Source organism: Streptomyces sp. NPDC036815, assembly GCF_055609205.1.
In genome coordinates this window covers 119,312-142,611 of record NZ_JBVJPW010000021.1, presented here as the reverse complement: position 1 = coordinate 142,611, position 23,300 = coordinate 119,312, and the positions used below count along the sequence as shown (strand labels likewise).

23 protein-coding genes are annotated in these 23,300 nt (G+C 71.7%); 9 read left to right on the top strand and 14 right to left on the bottom strand.

The window, feature by feature from the left end; genetic code table 11:
- Nucleotides 1-101 precede the first annotated feature (101 nt).
- From ACZ69I_RS31755 to ACZ69I_RS31730, 6 genes are all read left to right on the top strand, one after another.
- The gene (locus ACZ69I_RS31755) at nt 102-503 is read left to right on the top strand and encodes a DUF742 domain-containing protein (protein ID WP_055564453.1); all 402 of its coding nucleotides are present in this window, start codon (nt 102-104) and stop codon (nt 501-503) included.
- Nucleotides 484-1,074 (top strand): GTP-binding protein, encoded by a 591-nt coding sequence (locus tag ACZ69I_RS31750; RefSeq protein ID WP_467671704.1) that lies wholly within the window; start codon nt 484-486, stop codon nt 1,072-1,074. Before ACZ69I_RS31755 ends, ACZ69I_RS31750 begins: the two co-directional genes overlap by 20 nt.
- Before the next feature lie 339 nt (nt 1,075-1,413).
- The gene (locus tag ACZ69I_RS31745; protein ID WP_470836024.1) at nt 1,414-4,599 is read left to right on the top strand and encodes a sensor histidine kinase; all 3,186 of its coding nucleotides are present in this window, start codon (nt 1,414-1,416) and stop codon (nt 4,597-4,599) included.
- Between the two features lie 10 nt (nt 4,600-4,609).
- Nucleotides 4,610-5,023 carry a roadblock/LC7 domain-containing protein gene (locus ACZ69I_RS31740; RefSeq protein ID WP_055564496.1) on the top strand — a complete coding sequence of 138 codons (414 nt, stop codon included), beginning with the start codon at nt 4,610-4,612 and terminating at the stop codon, nt 5,021-5,023.
- Nucleotides 5,024-5,118: 95 nt separating this feature from the next.
- Complete coding sequence (locus ACZ69I_RS31735; protein WP_467671699.1) at nt 5,119-5,709, top strand: DUF742 domain-containing protein; 591 nt, start codon at nt 5,119-5,121, stop codon at nt 5,707-5,709.
- A complete protein-coding gene (locus ACZ69I_RS31730; RefSeq protein ID WP_030361923.1) occupies nt 5,690-6,274 on the top strand; it encodes a GTP-binding protein in 585 nt (194 codons plus the stop codon). The genes ACZ69I_RS31735 and ACZ69I_RS31730 overlap by 20 nt, the downstream gene beginning before the upstream one ends.
- A 63-nt stretch (nt 6,275-6,337) precedes the next feature.
- On the opposite strand, the gene ACZ69I_RS31725 is transcribed toward ACZ69I_RS31730, so the two are convergent.
- The gene (locus tag ACZ69I_RS31725) at nt 6,338-6,727 is read right to left on the bottom strand and encodes a tautomerase family protein (RefSeq protein ID WP_467671697.1); all 390 of its coding nucleotides are present in this window, start codon (nt 6,725-6,727) and stop codon (nt 6,338-6,340) included.
- A gap of 116 nt (nt 6,728-6,843) precedes the next feature.
- On the opposite strand from ACZ69I_RS31725, the gene ACZ69I_RS31720 reads away from it, so the two are divergent.
- Nucleotides 6,844-7,707: a LysR family transcriptional regulator gene (locus ACZ69I_RS31720; protein WP_470836023.1), complete on the top strand. Its 864-nt coding sequence runs from the start codon at nt 6,844-6,846 to the stop codon at nt 7,705-7,707.
- 56 nt (nt 7,708-7,763) lie between these two features.
- Here the strand turns inward: ACZ69I_RS31720 and ACZ69I_RS31715 are convergent, their stop codons facing one another.
- The 7 genes from ACZ69I_RS31715 to ACZ69I_RS31685 all read right to left on the bottom strand — a co-directional run bounded on the left by ACZ69I_RS31715 (nt 7,764) and on the right by ACZ69I_RS31685 (nt 15,819).
- Nucleotides 7,764-7,958 (bottom strand): acyl-CoA carboxylase subunit epsilon, encoded by a 195-nt coding sequence (locus ACZ69I_RS31715; protein WP_470836021.1) that lies wholly within the window; start codon nt 7,956-7,958, stop codon nt 7,764-7,766.
- A 50-nt stretch (nt 7,959-8,008) separates the two neighbouring features.
- On the bottom strand, nt 8,009-9,601 hold the full coding sequence (locus ACZ69I_RS31710) for an acyl-CoA carboxylase subunit beta (RefSeq protein WP_467671691.1): 1,593 nt from the start codon (nt 9,599-9,601) through the stop codon (nt 8,009-8,011).
- Nucleotides 9,602-9,785: 184 nt separating this feature from the next.
- Entirely contained in the window at nt 9,786-12,134 is a 2,349-nt protein-coding gene (locus ACZ69I_RS31705) for a polysaccharide lyase 8 family protein (protein ID WP_470836019.1), read from the bottom strand.
- A gap of 87 nt (nt 12,135-12,221) precedes the next feature.
- The gene (locus ACZ69I_RS31700) at nt 12,222-13,052 is read right to left on the bottom strand and encodes an ABC transporter permease (RefSeq protein WP_470836018.1); all 831 of its coding nucleotides are present in this window, start codon (nt 13,050-13,052) and stop codon (nt 12,222-12,224) included.
- Nucleotides 13,049-14,014: an ATP-binding cassette domain-containing protein gene (locus ACZ69I_RS31695; protein WP_470836017.1), complete on the bottom strand. Its 966-nt coding sequence runs from the start codon at nt 14,012-14,014 to the stop codon at nt 13,049-13,051. Before ACZ69I_RS31695 ends, ACZ69I_RS31700 begins: the two co-directional genes overlap by 4 nt.
- A 165-nt stretch (nt 14,015-14,179) precedes the next feature.
- The gene (locus ACZ69I_RS31690) at nt 14,180-15,034 is read right to left on the bottom strand and encodes a DUF4097 family beta strand repeat-containing protein (RefSeq protein WP_470836016.1); all 855 of its coding nucleotides are present in this window, start codon (nt 15,032-15,034) and stop codon (nt 14,180-14,182) included.
- Nucleotides 15,035-15,261: 227 nt separating this feature from the next.
- Entirely contained in the window at nt 15,262-15,819 is a 558-nt protein-coding gene (locus ACZ69I_RS31685) for a hypothetical protein (RefSeq protein ID WP_470836015.1), read from the bottom strand.
- Between the two features lie 184 nt (nt 15,820-16,003).
- Between ACZ69I_RS31685 and ACZ69I_RS31680 the strand changes: the two genes are divergently transcribed.
- Nucleotides 16,004-16,627, top strand: coding sequence for a YceI family protein (locus ACZ69I_RS31680; protein ID WP_467671679.1), 624 nt, complete (start codon nt 16,004-16,006; stop codon nt 16,625-16,627).
- 24 nt (nt 16,628-16,651) lie between these two features.
- Here the strand turns inward: ACZ69I_RS31680 and ACZ69I_RS31675 are convergent, their stop codons facing one another.
- The 4 genes from ACZ69I_RS31675 to ACZ69I_RS31660 form a co-directional block, all read right to left on the bottom strand.
- Entirely contained in the window at nt 16,652-17,542 is an 891-nt protein-coding gene (locus tag ACZ69I_RS31675) for an alpha/beta fold hydrolase (RefSeq protein WP_470836013.1), read from the bottom strand.
- A gap of 157 nt (nt 17,543-17,699) precedes the next feature.
- Nucleotides 17,700-19,067: a hypothetical protein gene (locus tag ACZ69I_RS31670; RefSeq protein WP_470836011.1), complete on the bottom strand. Its 1,368-nt coding sequence runs from the start codon at nt 19,065-19,067 to the stop codon at nt 17,700-17,702.
- A gap of 71 nt (nt 19,068-19,138) precedes the next feature.
- Nucleotides 19,139-20,743, bottom strand: coding sequence for a citramalate synthase (cimA, locus tag ACZ69I_RS31665; RefSeq protein ID WP_470836010.1), 1,605 nt, complete (start codon nt 20,741-20,743; stop codon nt 19,139-19,141).
- Nucleotides 20,744-21,083: 340 nt separating this feature from the next.
- Nucleotides 21,084-21,443, bottom strand: coding sequence for a hypothetical protein (locus ACZ69I_RS31660; RefSeq protein WP_470836009.1), 360 nt, complete (start codon nt 21,441-21,443; stop codon nt 21,084-21,086).
- Between the two features lie 43 nt (nt 21,444-21,486).
- Between ACZ69I_RS31660 and ACZ69I_RS31655 the strand changes: the two genes are divergently transcribed.
- The gene (locus ACZ69I_RS31655; RefSeq protein ID WP_470836008.1) at nt 21,487-21,642 is read left to right on the top strand and encodes a hypothetical protein; all 156 of its coding nucleotides are present in this window, start codon (nt 21,487-21,489) and stop codon (nt 21,640-21,642) included.
- Here ACZ69I_RS31655 and ACZ69I_RS31650 read toward each other — a convergent pair.
- Both ACZ69I_RS31650 and ACZ69I_RS31645 read right to left on the bottom strand, forming a co-directional pair.
- A complete protein-coding gene (locus ACZ69I_RS31650) occupies nt 21,639-22,247 on the bottom strand; it encodes a TetR/AcrR family transcriptional regulator (protein WP_470836006.1) in 609 nt (202 codons plus the stop codon). The genes ACZ69I_RS31655 and ACZ69I_RS31650 overlap by 4 nt on opposite strands.
- A 14-nt stretch (nt 22,248-22,261) precedes the next feature.
- Nucleotides 22,262-23,299 (bottom strand): agmatine deiminase family protein, encoded by a 1,038-nt coding sequence (locus ACZ69I_RS31645; protein WP_470836004.1) that lies wholly within the window; start codon nt 23,297-23,299, stop codon nt 22,262-22,264.
- Nucleotide 23,300: the final 1 nt, after the last annotated feature.

Below are 23,300 nucleotides of genomic sequence, written 5' to 3'. Positions count from 1 at the left end.
ACCGACCGAACGTACTGACCAACCGTCCGGCCGCCACACTGCCCCCACCGGCTCTGTCAGACGGCACACGCAGATGACCTGCTGTCCCGCCCGGAGGATCCATGACCCCGCCCACCGCCTCTCACAACCCGTACGGGGACGCTTCGTACGGAATGGAGGGCGACCAGCCGCTGGTGCGTCCCTACGCGATGACCGGCGGCCGGACCCGGCCCCGCTACCAGCTCGCCATCGAGGCGCTGGTGAGCACCACGGCCGACCCGGCCCAGCTGATGGGGCTGCTCCCCGAGCACCAGCGGATCTGCCACCTCTGCCGTGAGGTCAAGTCGGTGGCCGAGGTGTCGGCGCTCCTGTCGATGCCGCTCGGCGTGGCCCGGATCCTCGTGGCGGACCTGGCCGAGGCCGGGCTCGTCGCCATCCACCAGCCCGGCGGCGACGAGAACGCCGGCGGCCAGCCTGACGTGACACTGCTCGAAAGGGTGCTCAGTGGACTTCGCAAGCTCTAGCGGCTCGGGCTCGGACGCCGTCCGTTCCACCACCTCCGCGAAGATCGTGGTGGCGGGCGGCTTCGGCGTGGGCAAGACCACGTTCGTCGGGGCGGTCTCCGAGATCAACCCGCTGCGCACCGAGGCCGTCATGACGTCCGCGTCCGCGGGCATCGACGACCTCACCCACACCGGGGACAAGACGACGACCACCGTCGCCATGGACTTCGGCCGCATCACCCTGGACCAGGACCTGATCCTGTACCTCTTCGGTACGCCGGGCCAGGACCGCTTCTGGTTCATGTGGGACGACCTCGTGCGCGGCGCGATCGGCGCGGTCGTGCTCGTGGACACCCGCCGTCTCGCCGACTGTTTTCCGGCCGTCGACTACTTCGAGAATTCCGGGCTGCCCTTCGTCATCGCCCTCAACGGCTTCGACGGCCACCAGCCGTACACGCCCGAGGAAGTGCGCGAGGCGCTGCAGATCGGGGACGGCACTCCGATCATCACGACCGACGCGCGACACCGTGCGGACGCAAAGAGTGGCTTGATCACTTTGGTTGAACACGCACTTATGGCACGCCTCAAGTAGGCAGGTCAGTACGGCAGTTGCCGTAGTCCGTACGGAGCGATCTGTGTCCTTTGACACGGCCGCGCGCCGTGTTCATAACGTTTCGACAGAGAATTGCCGGGTGACCGCCACGCGTCGCGGTCATCTGGTGTCGCTGTGCTCACAGGAGCCCCGCCTTTTGGCGGGGCTCGCTCTTTATGACCGATTTATCTGAGGCTTACACCACTCGGAACTTCCGCTTCCCAGTGTTTGGTGCAGCAGGCTCTGACGTGCTGGAATGCGCTGAACTGCCCAGTAGCACGGGCCTTGGAGACGACAGCGGCACGACGTGAGTGCCGCCGCCGAGAGGTTGTTGGTCGAGTGAGGCGAAGCAAGCCGAGTCCCGCGGCATCCCCGACCGGGGACACGCGGGGCAACTTCACCCCGCCGCCGCGCGCAGCGGCGTCCCCCGCCGACATGGCCGCCGCGCCAGGAAACGAGCCCCCGGCCGCCTCCGGTGGACGGATGTCCCCGCGCAACTGGCGCGTGCCGACCCGGCTGAACGCGATCCTCCTCATACCCGTGCTCGTCGGCCTGGTCATGGGCGGTTTCCAGGTGAAGGGCTCCATCGACACCTGGAGCGAGGCGCAGGACGCCGAGAACACGGCCCGCCTGGTGCGGGCCTCGCTGGACTACGGCAACCGCCTCGTCGAGGAGCGCGACATCTCCGCCGCTCCGCTGCTGAACGGCAAGCGGAACGACCCGGCCGTCGTGAAGGCGCGCAAGGCCACCGACCGGGCCGCCGCCGACTTCAGGGCCGCCGCCGCCAACATGCCGGACAAGGAAGGCCTCAACCGCCGCCTCGCCGGTTTCCGCAAGGTCGAGCCGAAGCTCGGTCCGCTGCGTCAGGCCGCGTACACGACGAAGCTCCCCGGCGTGCAGACCGAAGAGGGCTACGTCGCCATCCAGCACCCCCTGATGGAGTTCGCCAACGAGCTCGGTCTGGGCACCGGCAACATCACCAGCTACGGCCGGACCGTCTACGCGATCTCCCTCTCCAAGGCCGCGCTCTCCCTCGAGCGGTCCATCGGTACCCACCTCCTGGTCAAGCCGGGCCCCGGCACCGGCTCGCTGACGCTGCAGCGCACCTCCCTCGCCTCGTACGCCTACCTCGAGCGCATCGCCATCGAGGAGTACACCGGCGGCGGCACCCCCCAGGACGTCGCCAAGCTGGAGGACGCCAAGAAGGAGCTGACGGCCGGCGGCGAGAAGCAGGCCAAGCAGGCCGCGGCCGACGCGAAGGCCCAGGGCAAGACGTTCGTCCCGCCGCCCTCGCAGGACAAGATGGTCTCGGAGCTCGCCACGCTGCCGAGCACCCAGCCGAGCGCCCGCGTCACGCTGGCCGGCAAGGGCATCACGCGGCAGGCCTGGTGGGCGACGACCACCGCCAAGTTCGACGCGTACCGCACCATCGAGTCGGACCTCGCCGACAAGGCCGTGGACGAGGCCTCCGACATCGCCGCCAACGCCCAGCGCAACGCGTACATCACCGGCGCCATCGTCGTCCTCGCGCTGCTCGCCGCCTTCATCCTGGCCGGACTCATGGCCCGCCAGATGTCCAAGGCGATGCGCCAGCTGCGCACGGCCGCCTTCGGCATCGCCGAGCAGCGCCTGCCGATGCTGGTCGACCAGCTCTCGCGCACCGACCCGGGCCGCGTCGACACCCGCGTCCAGCCCATCCCGATCAACACGACGGACGAGATCGGCGAGGTCGCCCGCGCCTTCGACCAGGTGCACCGCGAGGCCGTCCGGCTCGCCGCGGAGCAGGCCCTGCTCCGCGGCAACATCAACGCGATCTTCACCAACCTCTCGCGCCGCAACCAGTCGCTGATCGAGGGCCAGCTGACCCTCATCACCGACCTGGAGAACAACGAGGCCGACCCGGACCAGCTGGAGAACCTCTTCCGCCTGGACCACCTGGCGACCCGTATGCGCCGCAACGGCGAGAACCTCCTGGTCCTCTCCGGTGAGGAGCCGGGCCGCCGCTGGGACCAGCCGGTCCCGCTGGTCGACGTGTTGCGCGCCGCTTCCTCCGAGGTGGAGCAGTACGAGCGCATCGAGCTGGAGGGCGTGCCGGAGGCCGAGATCCACGGCCTCGCCGTGACCGACCTCGTGCACCTGCTCGCCGAGCTCCTGGAGAACGCCACGACGTTCTCCTCGCCGCAGACCAAGGTCCGCGTCACCGCCACCCGGCTGCCCGACGGCCGCGTCATGGTCGAGATCCACGACAAGGGCATCGGCCTCACCGCCGAGGACTTCGCGGACATCAACCACAAGCTGGCCAACCCGCCGACCGTGGACGCCGCGATCTCGCAGCGCATGGGCCTGTTCGTGGTCGGTCGCCTGTCCGACCGGCACGGCATCCGCGTCCAGCTGCGCCCCTCGGGCGAGCAGGCGGGCACGACCTCGCTGGTCATGCTGCCGGACGCGATCACGCACGGTGGCGGTGGCGACCACGCGCCGCACGACAACGAGTTCACCGTCTCCTCGATCATCCCCGAGCAGCAGGCCCTGGAGGCCGAGCCGCTGCGCACGGCCGCCGAGCTCGGCTTCGACGACAGCCGCTACCACGGTGACGGCTCCGAGGGGCAACCCGAACTCGACCCGGTCGGCCGCTCGTTGATGCGCGAGGAGCGCCGCGCGGCCCTGGAGGCGCAGGCCCAGCAGCCCGGCGGCCACCGCCCGCTCTTCCGCGACGAGGTGCAGCCCCAGCAGGGCGGCTACGAGCAGCAGGCCCCCGCGTACGACGAACAGCAGCAGACCGGCTACGACCAGGGGCAGGGTTACGACGACCAGCAGTACGCCCCCGGCCAGTACGGCGATGCGCGGTACGCCGACGCGCAGTACACGGACCAGCAGTACACGGACCCGCAGTACGCCGAGCAGCAGCAGTACGCCGACCACGGTTACCGCGACGAGCAGTACTACCCGGACCAGCCGTCCCAGGACGGCGGCTACCAGGACCCGCAGCTCGCGTATCCGGAGCGGTCCCGTCAGGACGACTGGCCCAGCGCCGACGGCTATCAGGGCGAGTACGGGCAGGAAGCGGAATCTGCTTCACCGGCCCACACGGGCGACGCCGAGCGCGTAGGCTTCGACCGGCCGGGACCGACGCCGTCGGCCGTCCACGACATGACCGACGCGGGTCTCCCCCGCAGGGGCTCCTCCGCCGCGAACGGGAACGGAAGTTCCCCCGCCGCGACCGAGGGCAAGGACGACTGGCGTTCGTCCAACGACGAGCGCTGGCAGCGGGCCGAGCGCCTCAAGGAGCCGAAGGCGGGCGGGGTCACCTCGTCCGGGCTCCCGCGGCGGGTGCCCAAGGCCAATCTGGTCGAGGGCACCGCGGAACAGACTCCACAGGGCGGCCCCCAGGTCTCCCGCGATCCCGAGGACGTACGGGGCAGGCTGAGCAACCTGCGCCGCGGCGTCCAGCGGGGCCGCACCGCAGGCAGTGACACGAATGGCCAGGGCTTCAGCCCTGATAGCACCTACAACCAGGAGCGTTAGTGTGAGCCCGATGAGCCAGGCGGCACAGAACCTGAACTGGTTGATCACCAACTTCGTGGACAACACCCCCGGGGTGTCCCACACAGTGGTGGTCTCCGCCGACGGACTCCTTCTGGCGATGTCCGAAGGCTTCCCGCGCGACCGCGCCGACCAGCTCGCGGCCGTCGCCTCGGGTCTGACCTCCCTCACGGCCGGGGCCTCCCGGATCTTCGAGGGCGGCTCGGTGACCCAGACCGTTGTGGAGATGGAGCGAGGATTTCTCTTCATCATGTCCATCTCCGACGGCTCCTCGCTCGCCGTTCTCGCCCACCCGGATGCGGACATCGGTCTCGTTGGGTACGAAATGGCACTTCTTGTCGATCGCGCGGGCACCGTCCTCACCCCGGACCTGCGCGCGGAGCTCCAGGGGAGCCTTCTCAACTAACAGACAGACGGTGCGTTTTCGTGTCCCGTGCCCGTAAGGTTTCGGGACGCGGCTCCACAGTGATGGTGCCCGGCACAGTTGGAGGAGGAAGCAACGTGGCAACACCCCCAGACGGTTCGTCTTCGGCGAACTGGTCCCCTGGTCACGGCCAGGGTGGCCAGCGCGACGGCGGCCCGAACAGGTACAACTTCCCCTCCGCGCCGAGCCACCGCCGCCAGCCGTACGCGCAGCCCCAGCAGCCCGGGCCGCGCCCCTACGACCAGGGCACTCCGGCGCACGCGCCCCGTATCCAGCCCGTGCAACCCCAGCGGCGCGCCCCCGAGCCGGCGCCCGCGGGGTCGGCGAACAACCCCCTGGTGCGCCCGTACGCCATGACGGGTGGCCGCACCAGGCCGCGTTACCAGCTCGCCATCGAGGCGCTGGTGCACACCACCGCTCAACCACATCAGTTGCAGGGCCAGTTGCCCGAGCATCAGCGCATCTGCAACCTGTGCCGCGAGATCAAGTCAGTCGCCGAGATCTCGGCGCTGCTCTCCATCCCCCTCGGCGTCGCCCGGATCCTCGTAGCCGACCTGGCGGAGGCCGGACTCGTCGCCATCCATCAGCCCGGCGGCGACGAGACCGCCGGCGGCCAGCCAGACGTGACACTGCTCGAAAGGGTGCTCAGTGGACTTCGCAAGCTCTAGCGGCGGAGCAACAGCCCGCTCCACCACCAGCGCGAAAATCGTGGTGGCGGGCGGCTTCGGCGTGGGCAAGACCACGTTCGTCGGGGCGGTCTCTGAGATCAACCCGCTGCGCACCGAGGCCGTCATGACGTCCGCGTCCGCGGGCATCGACGACCTCACCCACACCGGGGACAAGACCACCACGACGGTGGCCATGGACTTCGGCCGCATCACCCTGGACCAGGACCTGATCCTGTACCTCTTCGGTACGCCGGGCCAGGACCGCTTCTGGTTCATGTGGGACGACTTGGTCCGTGGCGCGATCGGCGCGGTCGTCCTGGTCGACACGAGGCGGCTCGCCGACTGCTTCCCCGCCGTCGACTACTTCGAGAACTCCGGGCTGCCCTTCGTCATCGCCCTCAACGGCTTCGACGGCCACCAGCCGTACACGCCGGACGAGGTGCGCGAGGCGCTGCAGATCGGCCCGGACACCCCCATCATCACCACCGACGCGCGCCACCGCGCGGACGCGAAGAGCGCGCTGATCACGCTGGTCGAGCATGCGCTGATGGCGCGGCTGCGATAGCGCCCGCCCCTTTCCTGCCCGTACGCGGATGTGGGCCCGCACGCCGCGGCGTGCGGGCCCCTGTCATGTCCCGCGGTAGTGGTCGAACTGGGTCACGCCCTGGTATCCGTAGCTCTCGGGGTGCAGTTCGTGCAGGGCGACGCCGCCCCGGGCGAGCGGGCCGATGAGCTCCGTCAGGAACGCGGAGGCCCCGGCGATGAAGGCCGCCTTCTCCGCCGCGCTGTTGGTGCCCGCGGTGATGCTGACCTCCAGGTGCACATCACGGACGCCGTCGGTGAGGGGTTTTCCGGCCACGTAGTAGCGCTCCGCGGGGACGAGGTCGAGGTGGACGATGGTGCGCGCGGCGGACTTGCCGAGCGCGGTGACCGCGAGGCGGGTCAGGCCCTCGGCGAGGGCGCGTCGGACATCGGCGGGCAGGTCGGGGTCGGTGACGGTGGCCCTGATGTGGGGCATGGCGCTCCTTCGCGTCGTCTCGGGTGTCCGCCCGGTCCGGCGGCACGGAACAACCCTCGCCCGTCCTGGCACCATTGATCCAACGCATAGCCGTCATAGACCTATGAGGCCGCCTCATGCCCGTGAACGTCCCGCAGCTCAGAGCCTTCCTCGCCGTCGTCGAAGCGGGCGGGTTCAGCGCGGCCGCCGCGGAGCTCGGCATGAGCCAGTCGGCGGTCTCGCACGCCGTCGCCTCCCTGGAGCGGGAGTTGGCGGGCCCGCTGCTCGTCCGGGCGGCTCCGGTACGGACGACGGCGCTCGGGGAGCGGATCCTGCCGCACGCCCGCGGCGCGCTGTCGGCGGTCCGGTCGGTGGAGGAGCTCGCGGCCCACGCCGACCCCGCCATGACCGGCACGGTGCGGCTCGCCGCGACGCCCACCGTCTGTCAGGGCCTGCTGCCCGGTCTGCTGCGGCACTGGCGCGAGAGCAGGCCCGGGGTGACCGTGCGGGTCTTCGAGGGCGACAGCGCCGAGGTCGAGGAGTGGCTGGAGAACGGCACGGCCGACGCCGGCGTGCTGATCGACCCGCCGCCGGGCCCCGGCGTCCTGCTCGCGGTGGACGGCTACCGCGCGCTGCTCCCCCGCGACCACCCGCTCGCGGACGAGCCGGTCGTCGACATCGGCGAGCTGGCGGACGACGACTTCCTGATCTCGCCGGGCGGCTGCGAGGACCGCGTCCGCGCGCTGCACGACGTGGCCGGTGCGCGCCTCACCCCGGCGCACCGCGTCCGCGACCTGGCGACCCTGATCAGCATGGTGCAGGCGGGCATCGGCGTGACCGTCCTGTCCGAGGTGTCGCGCTCCCTGATCCCGCCCGACCTGGTGCTGCTGCCGGTGACGCCGGGGATCTCACGCCGCCTGGTCCTTACCGGGCCGCGCGGCCGCCCCTGGCACCCGGCGGTGCGGCCGCTCGCGGAGTCGGCCGCGGCCCAGGTGGCGTGACGGCACGAGGCCCCGCCCTCCCGGAGGAAGGCGGGGCCTCGAAGGCGAGAGTGGCGTCAGCCCTGCCAGCTGTGCGGCGCCCGGAAGCCGGGGGTGCGCTCCAGGCGGCGCCAGCCGGCCCTGTCACGGCCGCGGCGCGCGGGAGCGGCGGCCGGCCGGGCGGCGGCGCGGGCCAGCAGGATCGCGGTGATGGCCGCGACCTCCTCGGGCTCGGCGTGACCCTTCTCGACGCGGATGTCGGGGATATTCATCTGCAGCGTTCTCCTTGTGGGCTACTGCGGCGCAGGGGGCAGGTCTGCTGCTACTGCGGGGGGTTGCCGTGCTTGCGCGAGGGCAGGTCGGCGTGCTTGTTGCGGAGCATCGCGAGGGACTTGATGAGGACCTCGCGGGTCTCGGCCGGGTCGATCACGTCGTCGACCAGACCGCGCTCGGCGGCGTAGTAGGGGTGCATGAGCTCGGCCTTGTACTCCTTGACCATGCGCGCCCGCATGGCCTCGGGGTCCTCGGCGGCCGCGATCTGGCGCCGGAAGACCACGTTGGCGGCGCCCTCGGCGCCCATCACGGCGATCTCGTTGGTGGGCCAGGCGTAGGTGAGGTCGGCGCCGATGGACTGGCTGTCCATGACGATGTAGGCGCCGCCGTAGGCCTTGCGCAGGATCAGCGAGATCCGCGGGACGGTGGCGTTGCAGTACGCGTAGAGCAGCTTCGCGCCGTGCCGGATGATGCCCCCGTGCTCCTGGTCGACGCCGGGCAGGAAGCCCGGGACGTCCAGGAGGGTGAGGATCGGGATATTGAAAGCATCGCACATCTGCACGAAGCGGGCGGCCTTTTCGGAGGCCTCGATGTCCAGGACGCCGGCCAGGGCCTGCGGCTGGTTGGCGACGATGCCGACGACCTTGCCGTCCAGGCGGGCCAGGGCACAGATGATGTTGCGCGCCCAGCGCTCGTGGATCTCCAGGAAGTCGCCGTCGTCGACGAGCTCCTCGATGACCTTGGTCATGTCGTACGGCCGGTTGCCGTCCGCCGGGACCAGGTCGAGCAGGACGTCCGAGCGGCGCTCGGCCGGGTCCTCCGACTCGTGCGCCGGCGGGTTCTCCCGGTTGTTCGAGGGGAGCATCGAGATCAGGTAGCGGACCTCGGCCAGGCAGGTCTCTTCGTCGTCGTAGGCGAAGTGGCACACGCCCGACGTCTCGGCGTGCACGTCGGCGCCGCCCAGGCCGTTCTGTGTGATCTTCTCGCCCGTCACCGCGCGGACGACGTCCGGCCCGGTGATGAACATCTGCGAGGTCTCGCGGACCATGAACACGAAGTCGGTCAGCGCCGGGGAGTAGGCCGCGCCGCCCGCGCACGGGCCGAGCATCACCGAGATCTGCGGGATGACACCCGAGGCCTTGGTGTTGCGCTGGAAGATGCCGCCGTACCCGGCGAGCGCCGAGACGCCCTCCTGGATGCGGGCGCCCGCGCCGTCGTTGAGGGAGACCAGCGGGGCACCGGCCGCGATGGCCATGTCCATGATCTTGTGGATCTTCGTGGCGTGCGCCTCGCCAAGGGCACCGCCGAAGATCCGGAAGTCGTGCGCGTAGACGAAGACCGTGCGGCCCTCCACCGTGCCCCACCCGGTGATCACACCGTCGGTGTACGGCTTCTTGTTCTCCAGGCCGAAGCCGGTGGCCCGGTGCCGGCGCAACTGCTCGACCTCGTTGAACGAGTCCGGGTCGAGGAGCAGCTCGATCCGCTCGCGCGCGGTCAGCTTGCCCTTGGCGTGCTGTGCCTCGGTGGCCTTCTCGCTCGGCCCGCGCAGCGCCTCCGCACGGATCTCGTGCAGTTCGGCCACGCGGCCACGCGAATCGGTGGGCTCGCCCCCGGGGGAAGCGGTCTCGTCCAGAACGGTCATGTAGCGACCTTACGGAGAGCGCCTGGGGAAACGGACCGTCGACTCTGCACAGTCTCCGGGCCGATTTCCTGGCACCCCCGGACAGAAGAGCACCACAGCCATGAAGAAGTGACGGCCCAGTCCCTCCGCCGCTGTGAGAACCCCACAAAAATACGCCCTCGGCGGGCCTTACTTGAGCCTTGCTTCAGCCGAGATACACCTCACACCGATGGCTCGCGCACGCGGTCCCCGGCGTGATCCTCAGCCGCAGGGACCGGCCCGTGCCGACGACCTCCACCGAGGGGTCCTTGCTCACCACCCGGGCCACCGGCCGGTGCCAGCTGACCCCGAAGGCGTCGCCGGTCCGCGGCACCTCGCTGACGTGCACCGTAGCGCTTCTCCCGCGGCGCCGGACGAGCACGCTCGAAGGCGCCGTGACGGTGAGCGGCCCCGCCTCGCCGGCCTGCCAGAAATTGGCCGCGGTCAGACCCAGCGAGTCGACGGCCACGGCCTGCACCTCCGCCGTGTTGGCCAGGACCGACAGCCACCGCCGGTCGGCGGCGCGGGCCGCCAGGACGCGGCGCGAGGCTCCGGGCATCAGGACATAGGCGTAGGTGGCGTCCGTGGGGTCGGTGCCGTGGTCGAGCCAGAGCGTCTGCCAGCGCCGGGTCCGCCGCTCCGTGGAGCTGGTGGTGTTGATGTCGGACCAGGCGCCGGTGCGGTCCTCGCGCAGCGTCCGCAGCCGGGAGGTGCCGCCGGGGAAGACCCAGCCGCCGTGCCCGTCGAGGTGGGCCCAGCGGGGGCGCGGGCCGTCGTCCCGGGTGAACGCCGCGGTGCCCGCTTCGCCCAGGTTGCGGTTGTCGACGACCGTCTCCACCGGGACGCCGTCGGCGGCGGTGATTCCGGCTCCCAGGCAGATCACGGCGTCCGCGACGCAGAACCACGACTTGCGGGCCTCCAGCGTGGAGCCGAGCCCCTTCACGTGCTGGCCGAGGGCCGCGAACTCGCCGTCGGTCGCACCGCCCACCCACTTCACGGCGGGCCGGGCCGCGCCCCACTCGCCGCCCGCCTTGTCCGGGAGGCGCTTGGTGGACACGGTCGTGCCGGGCATCCGGTAGGGGTCGACGGTCGGCCAGAACCAGTCCGCGTACTGGTCGCCGCGCTGCCCGGTGACCCACCACGAGAGCATTCCGGCGCCCGTGTGCCAGCCGCGCGGGTTCTCGCCGTTGCCGCACTCGTAGTACGCGATCCGCTCCGAGGCCATGGAGAGGTTCACCGCGAAGCCGGGGCGCCGGTGCACGGCACGGTCCATGGCGGCGAACAGCCGGTGCCCGACCGGCTCGGGCGCCGCCCGCACGCCGGAGTCCGCGACCGCGTGCAGCCGCGCGAGGTCGGCGACGCCGAACTGGCGGGCGGTGAGCAGCGGCGTGACGGTGTCCCGCTCGATCCAGCCCTTGATCCGGGCGTACCAGCGCTCCCGCTCGGCGGCGCTCGCCCCGCCCGCGAGCAGCGCCATCGCGGCGATCAGGCCCTGCCCGTGGAAGTGGTCGCTGCGCATGATCCCGCGGTCGTCGCTCTTGAGGTAACCGCGGCTGACGGCACGGCCATTGACGCTGTCCATCATCAGACCGTCGAAGATCAGGGGCGCGTACGCCCGCTCGACGCTGTCGAGGATGATCTGCTTCTTCGGGTCGGTGACGGCCCAGGCCGACCCGGCGAGCAGTGCGAAGAGCCGGCCGAGACCGTCGAGCATGACCTGCCCGTACGTTCCCGAGTACGCGACCCAGGTGTGCTGGATGAACGAGCCGTCCTGGTAGAGGCCGTCGCCCTTGGTCACGTAGGGGAAGACGGGCGAGAGGGCGTCGCGGGCGAGGGCCACCTTGGCGGGCGACCTGCCGAGGATGCCGCGCAGGGCGACGGAGCGGCACAGGTCGACGCGGTTGGCGCCGGTCGACGTGCCGGTGTAGGCGCCGATCGCGGAGTCGGGGACGAAGTGGTCGACGGCGGCGAAGGCCTTGTCCCTGCGGGCCGCGCCGAGGTCGTCGTGGAGCGCGGCCACGATGTCCATGAGGAGCCGCGGGCTGCCGATCTGCCACTCCCACCAGTTGCCGTAGCGGGTGGTGGAGGGGTTGTAGACGGTAGCTCCGACGTGGTCGAGGCCGCGCAGGACGTCGGCGAGGAGCCCGGCGTCCCCCGTCGATCCGGTGCCTTCGCAGACGTACGCCTGGGTCATCGTCCAGAGCCTGCTGTAGCTGAGGGTGACGCCCGCCGGGGGGTCGAACGGGGCGTCGGGCCACAGGGACGTGGCGGCGGGGGCCATGGCCGAGCGGAAGGTGCGGGCGAGGGTGCCGGTCTCCTTGAGGCGCGAGGCGTACGGCTCCTCGGCGGGGTCGTAGCCGGTGCCGAGGGAGATCTCCAGCCAGCGCTTGCGCAGGACGGTGAACTCGTCGTCCCCTTCGACGGCGTACGCCCGGGGCGGCAGGGTCGGCATGGCGGCGGCTCCGGCGGCACCGAAAGCGGTTGCGGCGAGGAAGACGCGGCGGGTTGGGGTCATGCGACAGGGTTTTTATCAGCCGCCAGAAAGCGCTGTCTACACCTCTGACAGAGCCGGACCCCGCGCCTGCGCACCCTCCTCGCGCCGCTATCGCGAGGCGTCCCGCCGGAAGAGGGAGCGAGCCCACAGGAAGCCGAGCACGGTGATGGCCACGCCCCAGCCCACCGCGAGCGGGCCGAACTTGCCGATCTCGCTGCCGAGCAGCAGCCCGCGCAGGGTCTCGATGAAGGCGGTGTACGGCTGCCATTCGGCGAAGTGGCGCAGCCAGTCCGGCATCGAGTCGAACGGCACGAACGCGCTGCTGAGGAAGGGCAGCAGGAAGGAGAAGGGCAGCGCCGCGCTGCTCGCCGCCTCCGGGGCCTTCACGAGCTGGCCGAGCGCGACCGCGAGCCAGGTGAGGGCGGCGGACATGAGGGTGAGGAGCCCGGCCGCGGCGACCCATTCGAGGGGCCGCGCGCCGGACCGGAATCCCACCAGGAAGGCGACCCCGATGACCAGGACGATGCTGAGCAGCGTCTGGACGACGGCGCCGACGACCCGGCCCGTCAGGACCGACGAACCGTTGATCGGCATCGTCCGGAAGCGGGCCACGATGCCCTCGTTCATGTCGACGCTGACGCCGACCGCGGTGGGCAGCACGCCCGCGCCGACGGCCATCAGCAGGATGCCGGGGACGAGGTACTGGAGGTAGTCGCCGGAGGATCCGCCGCCGGTCCCGGCCGCCATCGCGCCGCCGAACACGTAGTGGAAGAGCAGGAGCATGGCGATGGGCATGCTCACCAGGCTGATCGTCATCGCGGGATAGCGCCGCGCGTGCCGGAGGTTGCGGCGCACCATCGTCAGGGAGTTCCGCGCCGCGGAAGTGGGGGCGGGGTGGTAGGTGCGCGGGTGGGCCGGGGCGGTGGTGACAGTGCTCATCGGGTGGTCGCTTTCTCGTGGTCGGGGCGGCCGGTCACGGCGAAGAAGACGTCGTCGAGGTCGGGCGTCTCGATGCCGAGCCCCTCGACCTCGATCCCGGCGGCGTCGATCCGGTCGAGCACCGACCTGACGGACGCGAGGCTGCCGTCGCTCGGCACGTGGAGGGTCAGCGCGTCGTCGTCCCTGACGCCGGCGCCGAGCGTCCGCGCGGCCCGCTCCAGGCCGCCGAGGTCGGCGAAGCGCAGCTGGACGTGGCCGCCGGGGACGAGGCGCTTGAGCTCGGCCGGGGTGCCCTGGGCGACCAGCCTGCCGCCGCTCAGCACGGCGACGCGGTCGGCGAGTTGGTCGGCCTCGTCCAGGTACTGGGTGGTCAGGAAGATGGTGACGCCGTCGGCCACGAGCTCGCGGACGATCTCCCACATGCCGTGCCGGCTGCGCGGGTCGAGGCCGGTGGTCGGCTCGTCGAGGAAGATGATGCGCGGACTGCCGACCAGGGTCATCGCGATGTCGAGGCGGCGCCGCATGCCTCCGGAGTACGTCGACGCGGGCCGCCCGGCCGCCTCCACGAGGTCGAACCGCTCGACGAGACCGGCGGCCACCTGCCGGGCCACCTGGCGCCCGAAGCCGTAGAGGTCGGCCATGAGCAGCAGGTTCTCCTCGCCGGTCAGGAGGTTGTCGACGGCGGAGAACTGGCCGGTGACACCGATCGCGGCCCGCACCTTCTCCGGCTCGCGCCGCAGGTCGTGCCCCGCGATCCGCACCTCGCCCGCGTCCGCGGCGATGAGCGTCGACAGGATCTGCACGGCGGTCGTCTTGCCCGCGCCGTTGGGGCCGAGCAGGGAGAAGATCGTCCCCTGTGGGATGTCCAGGTCGATGCCGTCGAGGACGGTCTTGTCCCCGTACGACTTGCGCAGGCCGGTGGCGGCGATCGCCGCGGGGCGGATGGTGGGGGGAAGTGGCATGTCCGTTCCCTCTCGTTCTCGGATCGGGTTCGTGTCGGGGCAGGCTTCGCCATCGGACACCAGTTCGATTCTGGTTCCGGGCGGCTGTCCGGGTGGCAGCTGAGGAATGCGTACGGAGTCCGGCGGAGCCGGTGACGGAGTTCCGGGCAGGCGCCCGGCGCCCCGTCAGGCGCGATGGATCGTGATGTCCCCGAAGCCCGTGCGGGCGCGCAGCCTGAGCGTGTCGGTGGCCTCGTCGGGCACCTCCGACGCCGACGCGCCCGCCTCCTCCAGCGTCTGGCGGACAGCGCCGCCGCGGGTCCGTACGTCGAGCCAGGCGGCCGTGCCCTCGCGGATGCCGACCTCGATCCTGCCCGCCGCCGTCTCCAGCTCGCTCGTGCCGCGCACCAGCTCGCCGACCCGGATGTTGCCGTTCGCGGTCTTCACGGAGACGTCGGCGCTCGCGCGGGCGATGGTGACGGAGCCGCTGGCCGTCTTGGCGGTGACGGCGCCCTCGACGTCGCCGAGGTCCACGGCGCCGTTGGAGTTCTTCGCGACGACCGCGCCCCGGACCTCGCCGAGCCGGATGTCACCGGAGCCGGTGGTGGCGTGGGCCGGCCCGTTCGCGTGGCCGATGCTCACGTCACCGAACCCCGTACCGGCCCGCACCTCGCCGACCCGCTCGATCCGCACGTCCCCCGCGGAGGTCTTGAACTCGCCCTCGCCGAGCGCGCCTTCGGCGGTGATGTGCGCCATGGTGACCGTGGCACGCACCTCGGAGCCGGCCGGCAGCGCGATGTCCACCTCGATGGACGCGCTCCTGCCGAAGAGGGAGCGCTCCTTGGGACCCTTGACCACCAGCTTGCCGTCGGCGTACTCGACGCGGGTGCGCTCGGCTGCCTTGACGTCCGCGTCCCGGGACGCGCTGGTGGGGCGTACGTCGACGACGGTGTCCGCGCGGTCTCCCGCCACGATGCGGAGGGTTCCCACCTCGAACGCGACGGTGGCGGCGATGGGCTTCGGAGTGTCGAAAGCAGGCATGACTGTCCCGTCCTGGGGGCTCGTCGAGCCACGGGGGCTCGGTCGGTGAAGGGGGAGCTAAGTCCTGTGCGGGTCGGGCCGGTGGCGGGTGGCCGGGCCCGCGCCGGGTCGTGTCCTCGACGTCACGGCGTTCGCTCGGAGGGCGGAGGGCGGAGGGCGGAGGGCGGGCTGGGCGACGACAGTGCGCGCCAGGCCTCGCGGGGCAGGCGTGACGTCGCGGACACGGCCTAGCGCACCCAGCCGGTGAACGTGTTGCCGGGGCTCCAGCCCTCATGCCGCCCGGACTTCGCGCCGGAGCGGGTGTCCGGCTGGCCCAGCGCGCCGGAGACCGCGCGGACGAGCCAGGCGTTGACCGAGAGGGCGTCCCGGCTCGCGGCCTCCTCGACCCGGGCCTTCACGTGGGCCGGGAGGCGGAGGTTGATCCGGGCGGTGCCGCCGTCGTCCACCGCGTCGGGCGCGGCGGGCGGCGGAGGCGGCGGAGGCGGCGCCTGCGCCGCCATGAGGGCCTCGTACTCCGCCTTGGCGTCGAACGCCTCGGCGGCGGGCGGCGGCGTCACCACGAATTCGGGGTCGACGCCCCGCAGCCGTACGTCGACCGAGCCCGGCGCGAGATCGGCGGTGATCTCGTCCGCGGCGGCGGAGAGCGCGTTGAGCAGGGTGAGGCGGGCGGCCGACTCCAGGGGGGCGGTGAGGCGTTCGGCCAGGGCGCGGGCCTCGTCCCCGCCCGCCGCGGCGGCCACCGCGAGCTCCTGCCGGAGCTGATCGACGTACTGCGTGAGGTTCATAACGCCATAGTGGCACCACGATGGCACCATTACAAGTCCTCATGGTGCCACGGTGGCGCTGAACCCATTCACCCGAATGCACCATCCCTGGAGGTTGAACATTGAACCGTATGGCGCTACCGTCGTTCTTGTTGAACATTCAACAGCAGCTCTCCATCGGAGCTCGTCCCCCAAGGAGCACGTCATGGGCATCTTCGGCCGCAAGAACGAAACCGCCACGGCGACCGGCACCGCCACCGCCGCCCCCGCCACGGTCAGCCCGGAGCTCGCCGCGCTGACCGGCGACTACACGATCGACCCCGCGCACACGACGATCGGCTTCGTCGCCCGGCACGCGATGGTCACCAACGTCAAGGGTTCCTTCCTCGACTTCACCGGGTCGCTGCACCTGGACGGCTCGGACCCGTCGCGCTCGACCGCCTCCATCGACGTGAAGATCGACAGCATCGACACGGGCAACGCCGACCGTGACGGGCACCTGAAGAGCGCGGACTTCTTCAAGACCGAGGAGTTCCCCGAGATGACCTTCCGGTCCACCCAGGCGGAGGCACTCGGCGGCGACGACTACCGCATCACCGGCGACCTGACGATCCTGGGCACCACGAAGCCGCTCTCCATCGACCTGGAGTTCAACGGCGCGGCCAAGGACCCGTTCGGCAACGAGCGCGTCGGCTTCGAGGGCAAGGCGGAGATCCTGCGCTCGGAGTGGGGCCTCACCTGGAACGCCGCGCTGGAGACCGGCGGCGTCCTCGTCTCGGACAAGATCAAGCTGAACTTCGACATTTCCGCGATCAAGGACGGCGCCTGAGCCCGACGCCCGCGGGCGGGCCGGTCAGCCGGTGCCGAGCGTGTGGCCGAGAATCGCCTTCGTCAGGGGTTCATGGACCGCGGGCGCCAGCGAGTGGCCCATGCCGGGAATCTCCACGAGCCGCGCACCGGCGATGACTTGAGCCAGGTGCTGGGGGTGCGGGAGCGGGAAGACGGGCTCGGCGGTGGCGGACACGACGAGTACGGGGACCTGGTTCCGGGCCAGTGCGGCGGTGCGGAGCATCCCCGAGTCGTCGGCGCGGGCGTGGGCGGACGAGTCGGGATGACATCCCGCGTGCGCGATGACGCGGCGCTCCAGATCCCTGAAGTACGGCGCGTCGAACGGCAGTTGATCCCCGCTCAGCAGGCGCCAGTGTTCCACCCGGCGGTCCAGCTCGGCCTCCGGGTCGCGCTCCTCGGCCGGGCGGGCCCACAGCTCCAGGATCTCCGGCGCGACGCCGGGCAACTCCGTGACGGGCACCTGGCTGCCGTCCGGCCGCACGTACGGCGTCTCACTCAGCGCGCACGTGCCCATCAGGGTCGCGCTCAGCGCCCGCTCGGGGTGGTCGGCGAGCACCAGCTGGCAGAGCATGCCGCCCAGCGAGAGGCCCACGAGGTGCGCGCGCCCGACTCCGAGGCCGTCCAGGACCGCGACGACATCCCGGGCCAACTCGGTGACCGCGTAGGGGTTTTCGTCGAAGGTCCGACTGGAGCGACCCGTGTCGCGGTGGTCGTAGCGGATGACGTGGTGGTGCTCGGCGAGCGCGTCCACCAGCGGCTCGGGCCAGCCGAGACCGGAGGCCTGGGCCCCCATGACGAGGAGCAGCGCGGGAGCGTCGGGCTCCCCTCGCCGCTCGGTCCACAGCCGTACCCCCGGCGCCACCTCGACGTACTGCTCCTGAACGTGTTCCGGCATGAGCGGTCCCCTCGTACGCGACTTTAAGACGATACGTATCGTCTCGTAATGTCGCCGTGGGATCAAGTGCCATCACCCGGTCAAGCCTCCTCGCGCGGTCACCCCGTAACGCGGTCACGCGGTCACGCGGCCGGGGCCAGGGCCGGGGCCGGGCCGCCTAGAACCCGCCCCCACCGCCGAAGTCGCCGCCGCCACCGAAGTCCCCACCGCCGCCGAAGTCGCCGCCACCGAAGTCCCCGGGGTCGAAGTCGGCGCCCGAGAAGTCGCCGCCCTCGTAGCCGCCGCCGAAGTCGCCGTATCCGGAGCCGTAGTCCGCGGCGTAGGCGGGCGTCGCCATCATGCCGCCGAGCATCGTGCCGAGCAGCAGGCCCGGCAGCAGGCCGCCGCCGAAGTATCCGCCCGCCCACGGCCCGTAGGCCGGGCCCGCCTCCCAGTAGGGGCGGCGCTCGCCGGACTCCGTGGCCACCGTGCGGGCCATCGGGTCACGGCCGTCCGCGAGGCGCGCCGCGTCCGCCGCGCACACCGGGACGGAGCGCTCCGGCGCGCCCGGGGGCGCCCACATCACGCCCTCGGTCGAGGGCCCGTGCCGCGGGTCGAAGAAGCAGGGGGCCCGCCGCTCCGGCAGCTCGCGCCCCTCGCGCCGCGCGGCGAGCAGGGCCAGGGAGAAGCGGCCGTCCTCCAGGGACTGGGTGACCGCCCGCACGTCCTCGGGGCGGGTCGCGGCGGCCATGAAGGACTTCGCCTTCTCGTACGCGTCCAGGGCGCGCTCGTAGTCCGCGCGCATCGCGTCGTCCGCCCCCGCCTCCGCGGGGTGGAAGTCGAGCCGGTCCAGCTCCTCGCCGAACGCGGTGATGTCCTCGTCCACGACGACGGACAGCTTGCGCAGCGACTCCCGCTGCGTCTCCTCGTGGCGCCGCTTCTTGCGCCGGACGATCGCGTACGCGCCCCCGGCGCCCGCCACGACGACCACGCCGACCCCGATGAGCGCGCCCGCCGAGACCCCGTCGCCCGCACCGCCGCCCCAGGACTCGGGGGCCCTGCCGCGCGCCTGCACGAGCGCCTGGCCGACGAAGCGGTCGAGCTGGGCGGGGGTGTCCTCGCCCTGGACGAGGGAGACGAGGTTGATGACGGCGTTGGGCGTCAGCACCGACCGGTCGGCCTTCGCGTCGAACCCGCCGCCGAGCCGGACGGCGTACAGGCCGGTCACGCCGGTCTCGGTGCGCAGTTGCCCGAAGAGGTTCTGCTGCGGGAAGTCGTCCGGCAGCACGGCGACGAACACCGGCTTGTCGGCCTTCTTGATCTTCTTGGCGAGGGCGTCCGCCTGCGCCTCGGACAGCTGGTCCGCCGCCGCGGGATCCACGTACACCGGACCCTTCTCCCAGGCGTCGGCCACCACCGACGCGCTGGAGGCGTCCGGGGCCGCGGGCGCCACCGCCACCCCGGGCGCAGCAGTGAAGGACACGGCACCCAGGGCGAGCAGCAGCCCCGAAAGTCCGACGGTGATCCGCTTCGTCCGATTCCTCATACTTCGAACGTAACCCAGCGGGGTCCCCGGCGGGGGTCCGGGTGGGGTTCGGGTGGGGTTCCGGGTGAGGGTTATTCGACCGGCTCGACCCCGGCCCGCAGCAGGCCGTAGGTGTACGCGTCCTCCAGGGCGCCCCACGACGCGGCGATGACGTTCTCCGCGACGCCGACGGTCGACCACTCGCCGACGCCGTCCGAGGTGGAGATCAGGACGCGCGTGGTGGAGGACGTGCCGTGCTTGCCCTCCAGGATGCGGACCTTGTAGTCGACGAGCTCCAACTTGGCGAGCTGCGGATAGATCCGCTCCAGGCCGACCCGCAGTGCCCGGTCGAGGGCGTTGACCGGGCCGTTGCCCTCGGCCGTGGCGACGATGCGCTCGCCCTTGGCCCACAGCTTCACGGTGGCCTCGTTGGCGTGCGTGCCGTCGGGGCGGTCCTCGACGATGGCCCGCCAGGACTCGACGCGGAAGTAGCGCCGCGCCCGGCCCTCGGCCTCCTCGCGGAGCAGCAGTTCGAAGGAGGCGTCGGCGGCCTCGTACGTGTAGCCCTGGAGTTCGCGCTCCTTGACCCGCTCCACGACGCGGCCGATCAGCGCGCGGTCGTCGCCGAGGTCGACGCCGAGCTCCTTGCCCTTGAGCTCGATGGAGGCGCGGCCCGCCATGTCGGAGACGAGCATGCGGATGCGGTTGCCGACGAGGTCCGGGTCGATGTGCTGGTACAGGTCCGGGTCGACCTTGATCGCGGAGGCGTGCAGGCCCGCCTTGTGCGCGAAGGCGGAGACGCCGACGTAGGGCTGGTGGGTCGACGGGGTCAGGTTCACGACCTCGGCGATGGCGTGCGAGACGCGGGTCATCTCGCGCAGCGAGCCCTCGGGCAGGACCTGCTTGCCGTACTTGAGCTCCAGGGCGCCGACGACGGGGAAGAGGTTGGCGTTGCCGACGCGCTCGCCGTAGCCGTTGGCGGTGCACTGCACGTGCGTGGCGCCCGCGTCGACGGCGGCGAGGGTGTTGGCGACGGCGCAGCCGGTGTCGTCCTGGGCGTGGATGCCGAGCCGGGCGCCGGTGTCCGCGACGACGGTGGAGACGACGGCCTGGACCTGGGCGGGCAGCATGCCGCCGTTGGTGTCGCACAGCACGACGACGTCGGCGCCGGCCTCGGACGCGGCCCGCACGACGGCCTTCGCGTACTCGGGGTTGGCGCGGTAGCCGTCGAAGAAGTGCTCGCAGTCGACGAAGACGCGGCGGCCCTCGGCGACCAGGTAGGAGACGGTGTCGCGGACCATCTCCAGGTTCTCTTCGAGGGTGGTGCGCAGGGCCAGTTCCACGTGCCGGTCGTGGGACTTGGCGACGAGGGTGATGACCGGGGCGCCGGCTGCGAGAAGGGCGTTGACCTGCGGGTCGTCGGCGGCCCTTGCGCCCGCGCGGCGGGTGGCGCCGAAGGCGACGAGCTGGGCATGCCGGAAGGTGATCTCCTCTTGGGCCCGCGCGAAGAACTCGGTGTCGCGCGGATTGGCGCCGGGCCAGCCGCCTTCGATGAAGCCCACGCCGAAGTCGTCCAGATGCCGGGCGATGGTCAGCTTGTCCGCGACGGTGAGGTTGATGCCTTCGCGCTGCGCGCCGTCGCGCAGCGTCGTGTCGAAGACGTGGAACGAATCGTCGAGGGTGCTGGTTTCCGTCATGCTGATCTGGCTCCTGTGTCGGATCTCGGTCTACCGGAATGACCGGCTCCACCACCCCCAATGATCCCTCGCGCTCCGTGTCCGGCTGCAGTTGGGCCGGGAAACGAAAAAACCCCTCGCGGGTGCGAGAGGTCTGCGCGCGGGTCGAGGCGACGGTGTCCGCCCGTACGTGATGGATACGAGGCGGTCACTGCGGACCGGCGCGCCTGCTGCCAATAATCATGGCGAACGAGAGCACGGGGGCAGCTTGCCATGCTTCGCGGCCGGGCGGGACGCCCGTCTCACGATGCGGGCGGCGCGTCGTCGCGCCGCCCGCGCCGCCCGGGCATCCGGTGAGCCGTCAGCGCAGGTGACGCACGAAGACGTCGTCGCCGTCGTTCGTGTCACCCGGCAGCAGCGTCGGGTCACTGGAGGCGAAGGAGATCCGGCGGGCGCCCGCCGAGATGCCGCCCGGGCCGACCGACGCGGTGGCGGCGCCTCCCGAGGTGTCCGGGGTGACGAGCGCGGTCGTGCCCCGCTTCAGGTCCCGCAGGTAGACGGGCCACTCCTTGCCGTACTCGCTGCCCGGCTCGGCGAGCTCGGACAGGAAGGTGAGGTACCGGCCGTCGGCGCTGATCGCGGGCGCGCGGGTGTAGACCTCGCCGGGGCCGCCCTGCGTGCCGTGGATCCGCTGGTTCCTGCCGGATGCCACGTCGTGCACGAACACGTTCCAGGAGGCGTCGTTGTCGTCGGGGACGAGATGCGTGTCCCGGGACTCGAAGACGACCGTGCGGCCGTCGCCGCTGACGGACGCCCGCAGGGACTCCTTCTCGGTCCTGGAGCCGTCGTGCGAGCGGTCGACCTGGCTCAGCTCCCACGGCGCGGTTCCGCACGGGCCGCCGCACGGCCCTGGACCCTAGGAGTGCGCTACGAGCGCTCCGTCCAGGAACTCCCGTACGTGGTCGAGGACTTGGTCCCGGCCCGTACCGCGCAGCCCGATCGCCACGTGGATGGCGAACCCGTCGAGCAGCGCCCGCAGCCGGGTGGCGAAGCGGTCGGGGTCGACCCGCCCGAACTCGCCGCGCGAGACGCCCTCGGCGAGCAGCGCCACCAGGTCCCGGTGCCAGGCGCCCTCGATCGCGGCCTGTCGGTCGCGGCCCTCCTCGTCGGCGCCGAGGGAGCGGTTCCAGACCTCGAGCCAGAGCGTCCAGTGGGGGTCGCCGGGGCCGTCGGGCACGTAGAGGTCGACGTAGGCGTCCAGGCGGGCGCGGGCCGTGCCGGGGCGGGCGAGGAGGCGGCCGCGCTCGGCGCCGAGGCGGCCCTCGCTCCACTCCAGGGTGCGCAGGAGCAGCTCGTCCTTGGTGCGGAAGTAGTAGAGGAGGTGGCCGGAGCTCATGCCGACCTCGCGGCCGAGCGCGGCCATGGTCAGCTTCTCCAGGCCGCGCTCGGCGATCATCTCCATGGCGGCCGCCAACACGTCCTCGCGCGGTGGGGCGTTCTTCCGCGCGCGGGCCTGACCGGCCATTCCGTACTCCTTGATCACACCTTCGGCTGCTGCTGGGTGATGCAGTGGATGCCACCACCCCCGGCAAAGATCGTACGGGCGTCGACGAGCGTCACCGTACGGTCGGGGAAGAGGCCGCGGAAGATGCCGGCCGCGATCTCGTCGTTCGGGTCGCCGAAGGCGCACAGGACGACGCCGCCGTTGCAGAGGTAGTGGTTGATGTACGAGTAGTCGACCCAGCCCTCGTCGTCCTTCAGGACGGTCGGTGCGGGCACCTCGACGACGCGCAGGGTGCGGCCGCGCGCGTCCGTCCGTCCGGTCAGGGCGGCGATGACCTCCTTGCTGACCTCGAAGTCCGGGTGGCCGGGGTCGCGCTGGGAGTGCACGAGGACCACGCCGGGCGCGGCGAAGGCGGCGACGATGTCGACGTGGCCGAGGGTGCCGAAGCCGTGGCCGGGGTAGTCGGCGGTGAGGCCGCGGGGCAGCCAGATCGCCTTGGTGGTGCCGAGGTGGGCGTGGATCTCCGCCTCGACCTGCTCCTTGGTCCAGCCGGGGTTGCGCTCGGGGCCGAGCTGCACCGTCTCGGTGAGCAGGACGGTGCCCTCGCCGTCGACGTGGATGCCGCCGCCCTCGTTCACCAGCCGCGAGGTGTACGTCCGGGCTCCGGCGAGGTCGGCGACGTACGCGCCGACCTTCGCGTCGTGGTCCCAGCGGGCCCACTCCTGGGCTCCCCAGCCGTTGAACGTCCAGTCGGCGGCGGCAAGGCGGCCCTTGCCGTCGGTGAGGAAGGTCGGGCCGATGTCCCGCATCCAGGCGTCGTCGAGCTCCCGCTCCACGACGTCGATGCCCGGACCGAGCAGCTCGGTCGCGTACGCGGACTGGGCGGGCCCGCAGACCACGGTGACCGGCTCGAAGCGGCGTACGGCGCGGGCGACGTTCGCCCAGGCGAGGCGGGACTCGTCCAGGCCCGAGGGGTCGTCGAAGGTCGGGTTGGGGCACGGCCACGCCATCCAGGTGCGCTCGTGCGGGGCCCACTCGGCGGGCATGCGGAAGCCGTCGGCGGCAGCGGTCATG

Excerpts from the sequence above, each read along its gene's own strand:
- ACZ69I_RS31755 (WP_055564453.1), top strand. The coding sequence starts at position 102 with ATGACCCCGCCCACCGCCTCTCACAACCCGTACGGGGACGCTTCGTAC.
- ACZ69I_RS31740 (WP_055564496.1), top strand. The coding sequence starts at position 4,610 with ATGAGCCAGGCGGCACAGAACCTGAACTGGTTGATCACCAACTTCGTG.
- ACZ69I_RS31725 (WP_467671697.1), bottom strand. The coding sequence starts at position 6,727 with ATGCCCCACATCAGGGCCACCGTCACCGACCCCGACCTGCCCGCCGAT.
- ACZ69I_RS31720 (WP_470836023.1), top strand. The coding sequence starts at position 6,844 with ATGCCCGTGAACGTCCCGCAGCTCAGAGCCTTCCTCGCCGTCGTCGAA.
- ACZ69I_RS31715 (WP_470836021.1), bottom strand. The coding sequence starts at position 7,958 with ATGAATATCCCCGACATCCGCGTCGAGAAGGGTCACGCCGAGCCCGAG.
- ACZ69I_RS31710 (WP_467671691.1), bottom strand. The coding sequence starts at position 9,601 with ATGACCGTTCTGGACGAGACCGCTTCCCCCGGGGGCGAGCCCACCGAT.
- ACZ69I_RS31705 (WP_470836019.1), bottom strand. The coding sequence starts at position 12,134 with ATGACCCCAACCCGCCGCGTCTTCCTCGCCGCAACCGCTTTCGGTGCC.
- ACZ69I_RS31700 (WP_470836018.1), bottom strand. The coding sequence starts at position 13,052 with ATGAGCACTGTCACCACCGCCCCGGCCCACCCGCGCACCTACCACCCC.
- ACZ69I_RS31695 (WP_470836017.1), bottom strand. The coding sequence starts at position 14,014 with ATGCCACTTCCCCCCACCATCCGCCCCGCGGCGATCGCCGCCACCGGC.
- ACZ69I_RS31690 (WP_470836016.1), bottom strand. The coding sequence starts at position 15,034 with ATGCCTGCTTTCGACACTCCGAAGCCCATCGCCGCCACCGTCGCGTTC.
- ACZ69I_RS31685 (WP_470836015.1), bottom strand. The coding sequence starts at position 15,819 with ATGAACCTCACGCAGTACGTCGATCAGCTCCGGCAGGAGCTCGCGGTG.
- ACZ69I_RS31680 (WP_467671679.1), top strand. The coding sequence starts at position 16,004 with ATGGGCATCTTCGGCCGCAAGAACGAAACCGCCACGGCGACCGGCACC.
- ACZ69I_RS31675 (WP_470836013.1), bottom strand. The coding sequence starts at position 17,542 with ATGCCGGAACACGTTCAGGAGCAGTACGTCGAGGTGGCGCCGGGGGTA.
- ACZ69I_RS31670 (WP_470836011.1), bottom strand. The coding sequence starts at position 19,067 with ATGAGGAATCGGACGAAGCGGATCACCGTCGGACTTTCGGGGCTGCTG.
- cimA (WP_470836010.1), bottom strand. The coding sequence starts at position 20,743 with ATGACGGAAACCAGCACCCTCGACGATTCGTTCCACGTCTTCGACACG.
- ACZ69I_RS31650 (WP_470836006.1), bottom strand. The coding sequence starts at position 22,247 with ATGGCCGGTCAGGCCCGCGCGCGGAAGAACGCCCCACCGCGCGAGGAC.
- ACZ69I_RS31645 (WP_470836004.1), bottom strand. The coding sequence starts at position 23,299 with ATGACCGCTGCCGCCGACGGCTTCCGCATGCCCGCCGAGTGGGCCCCG.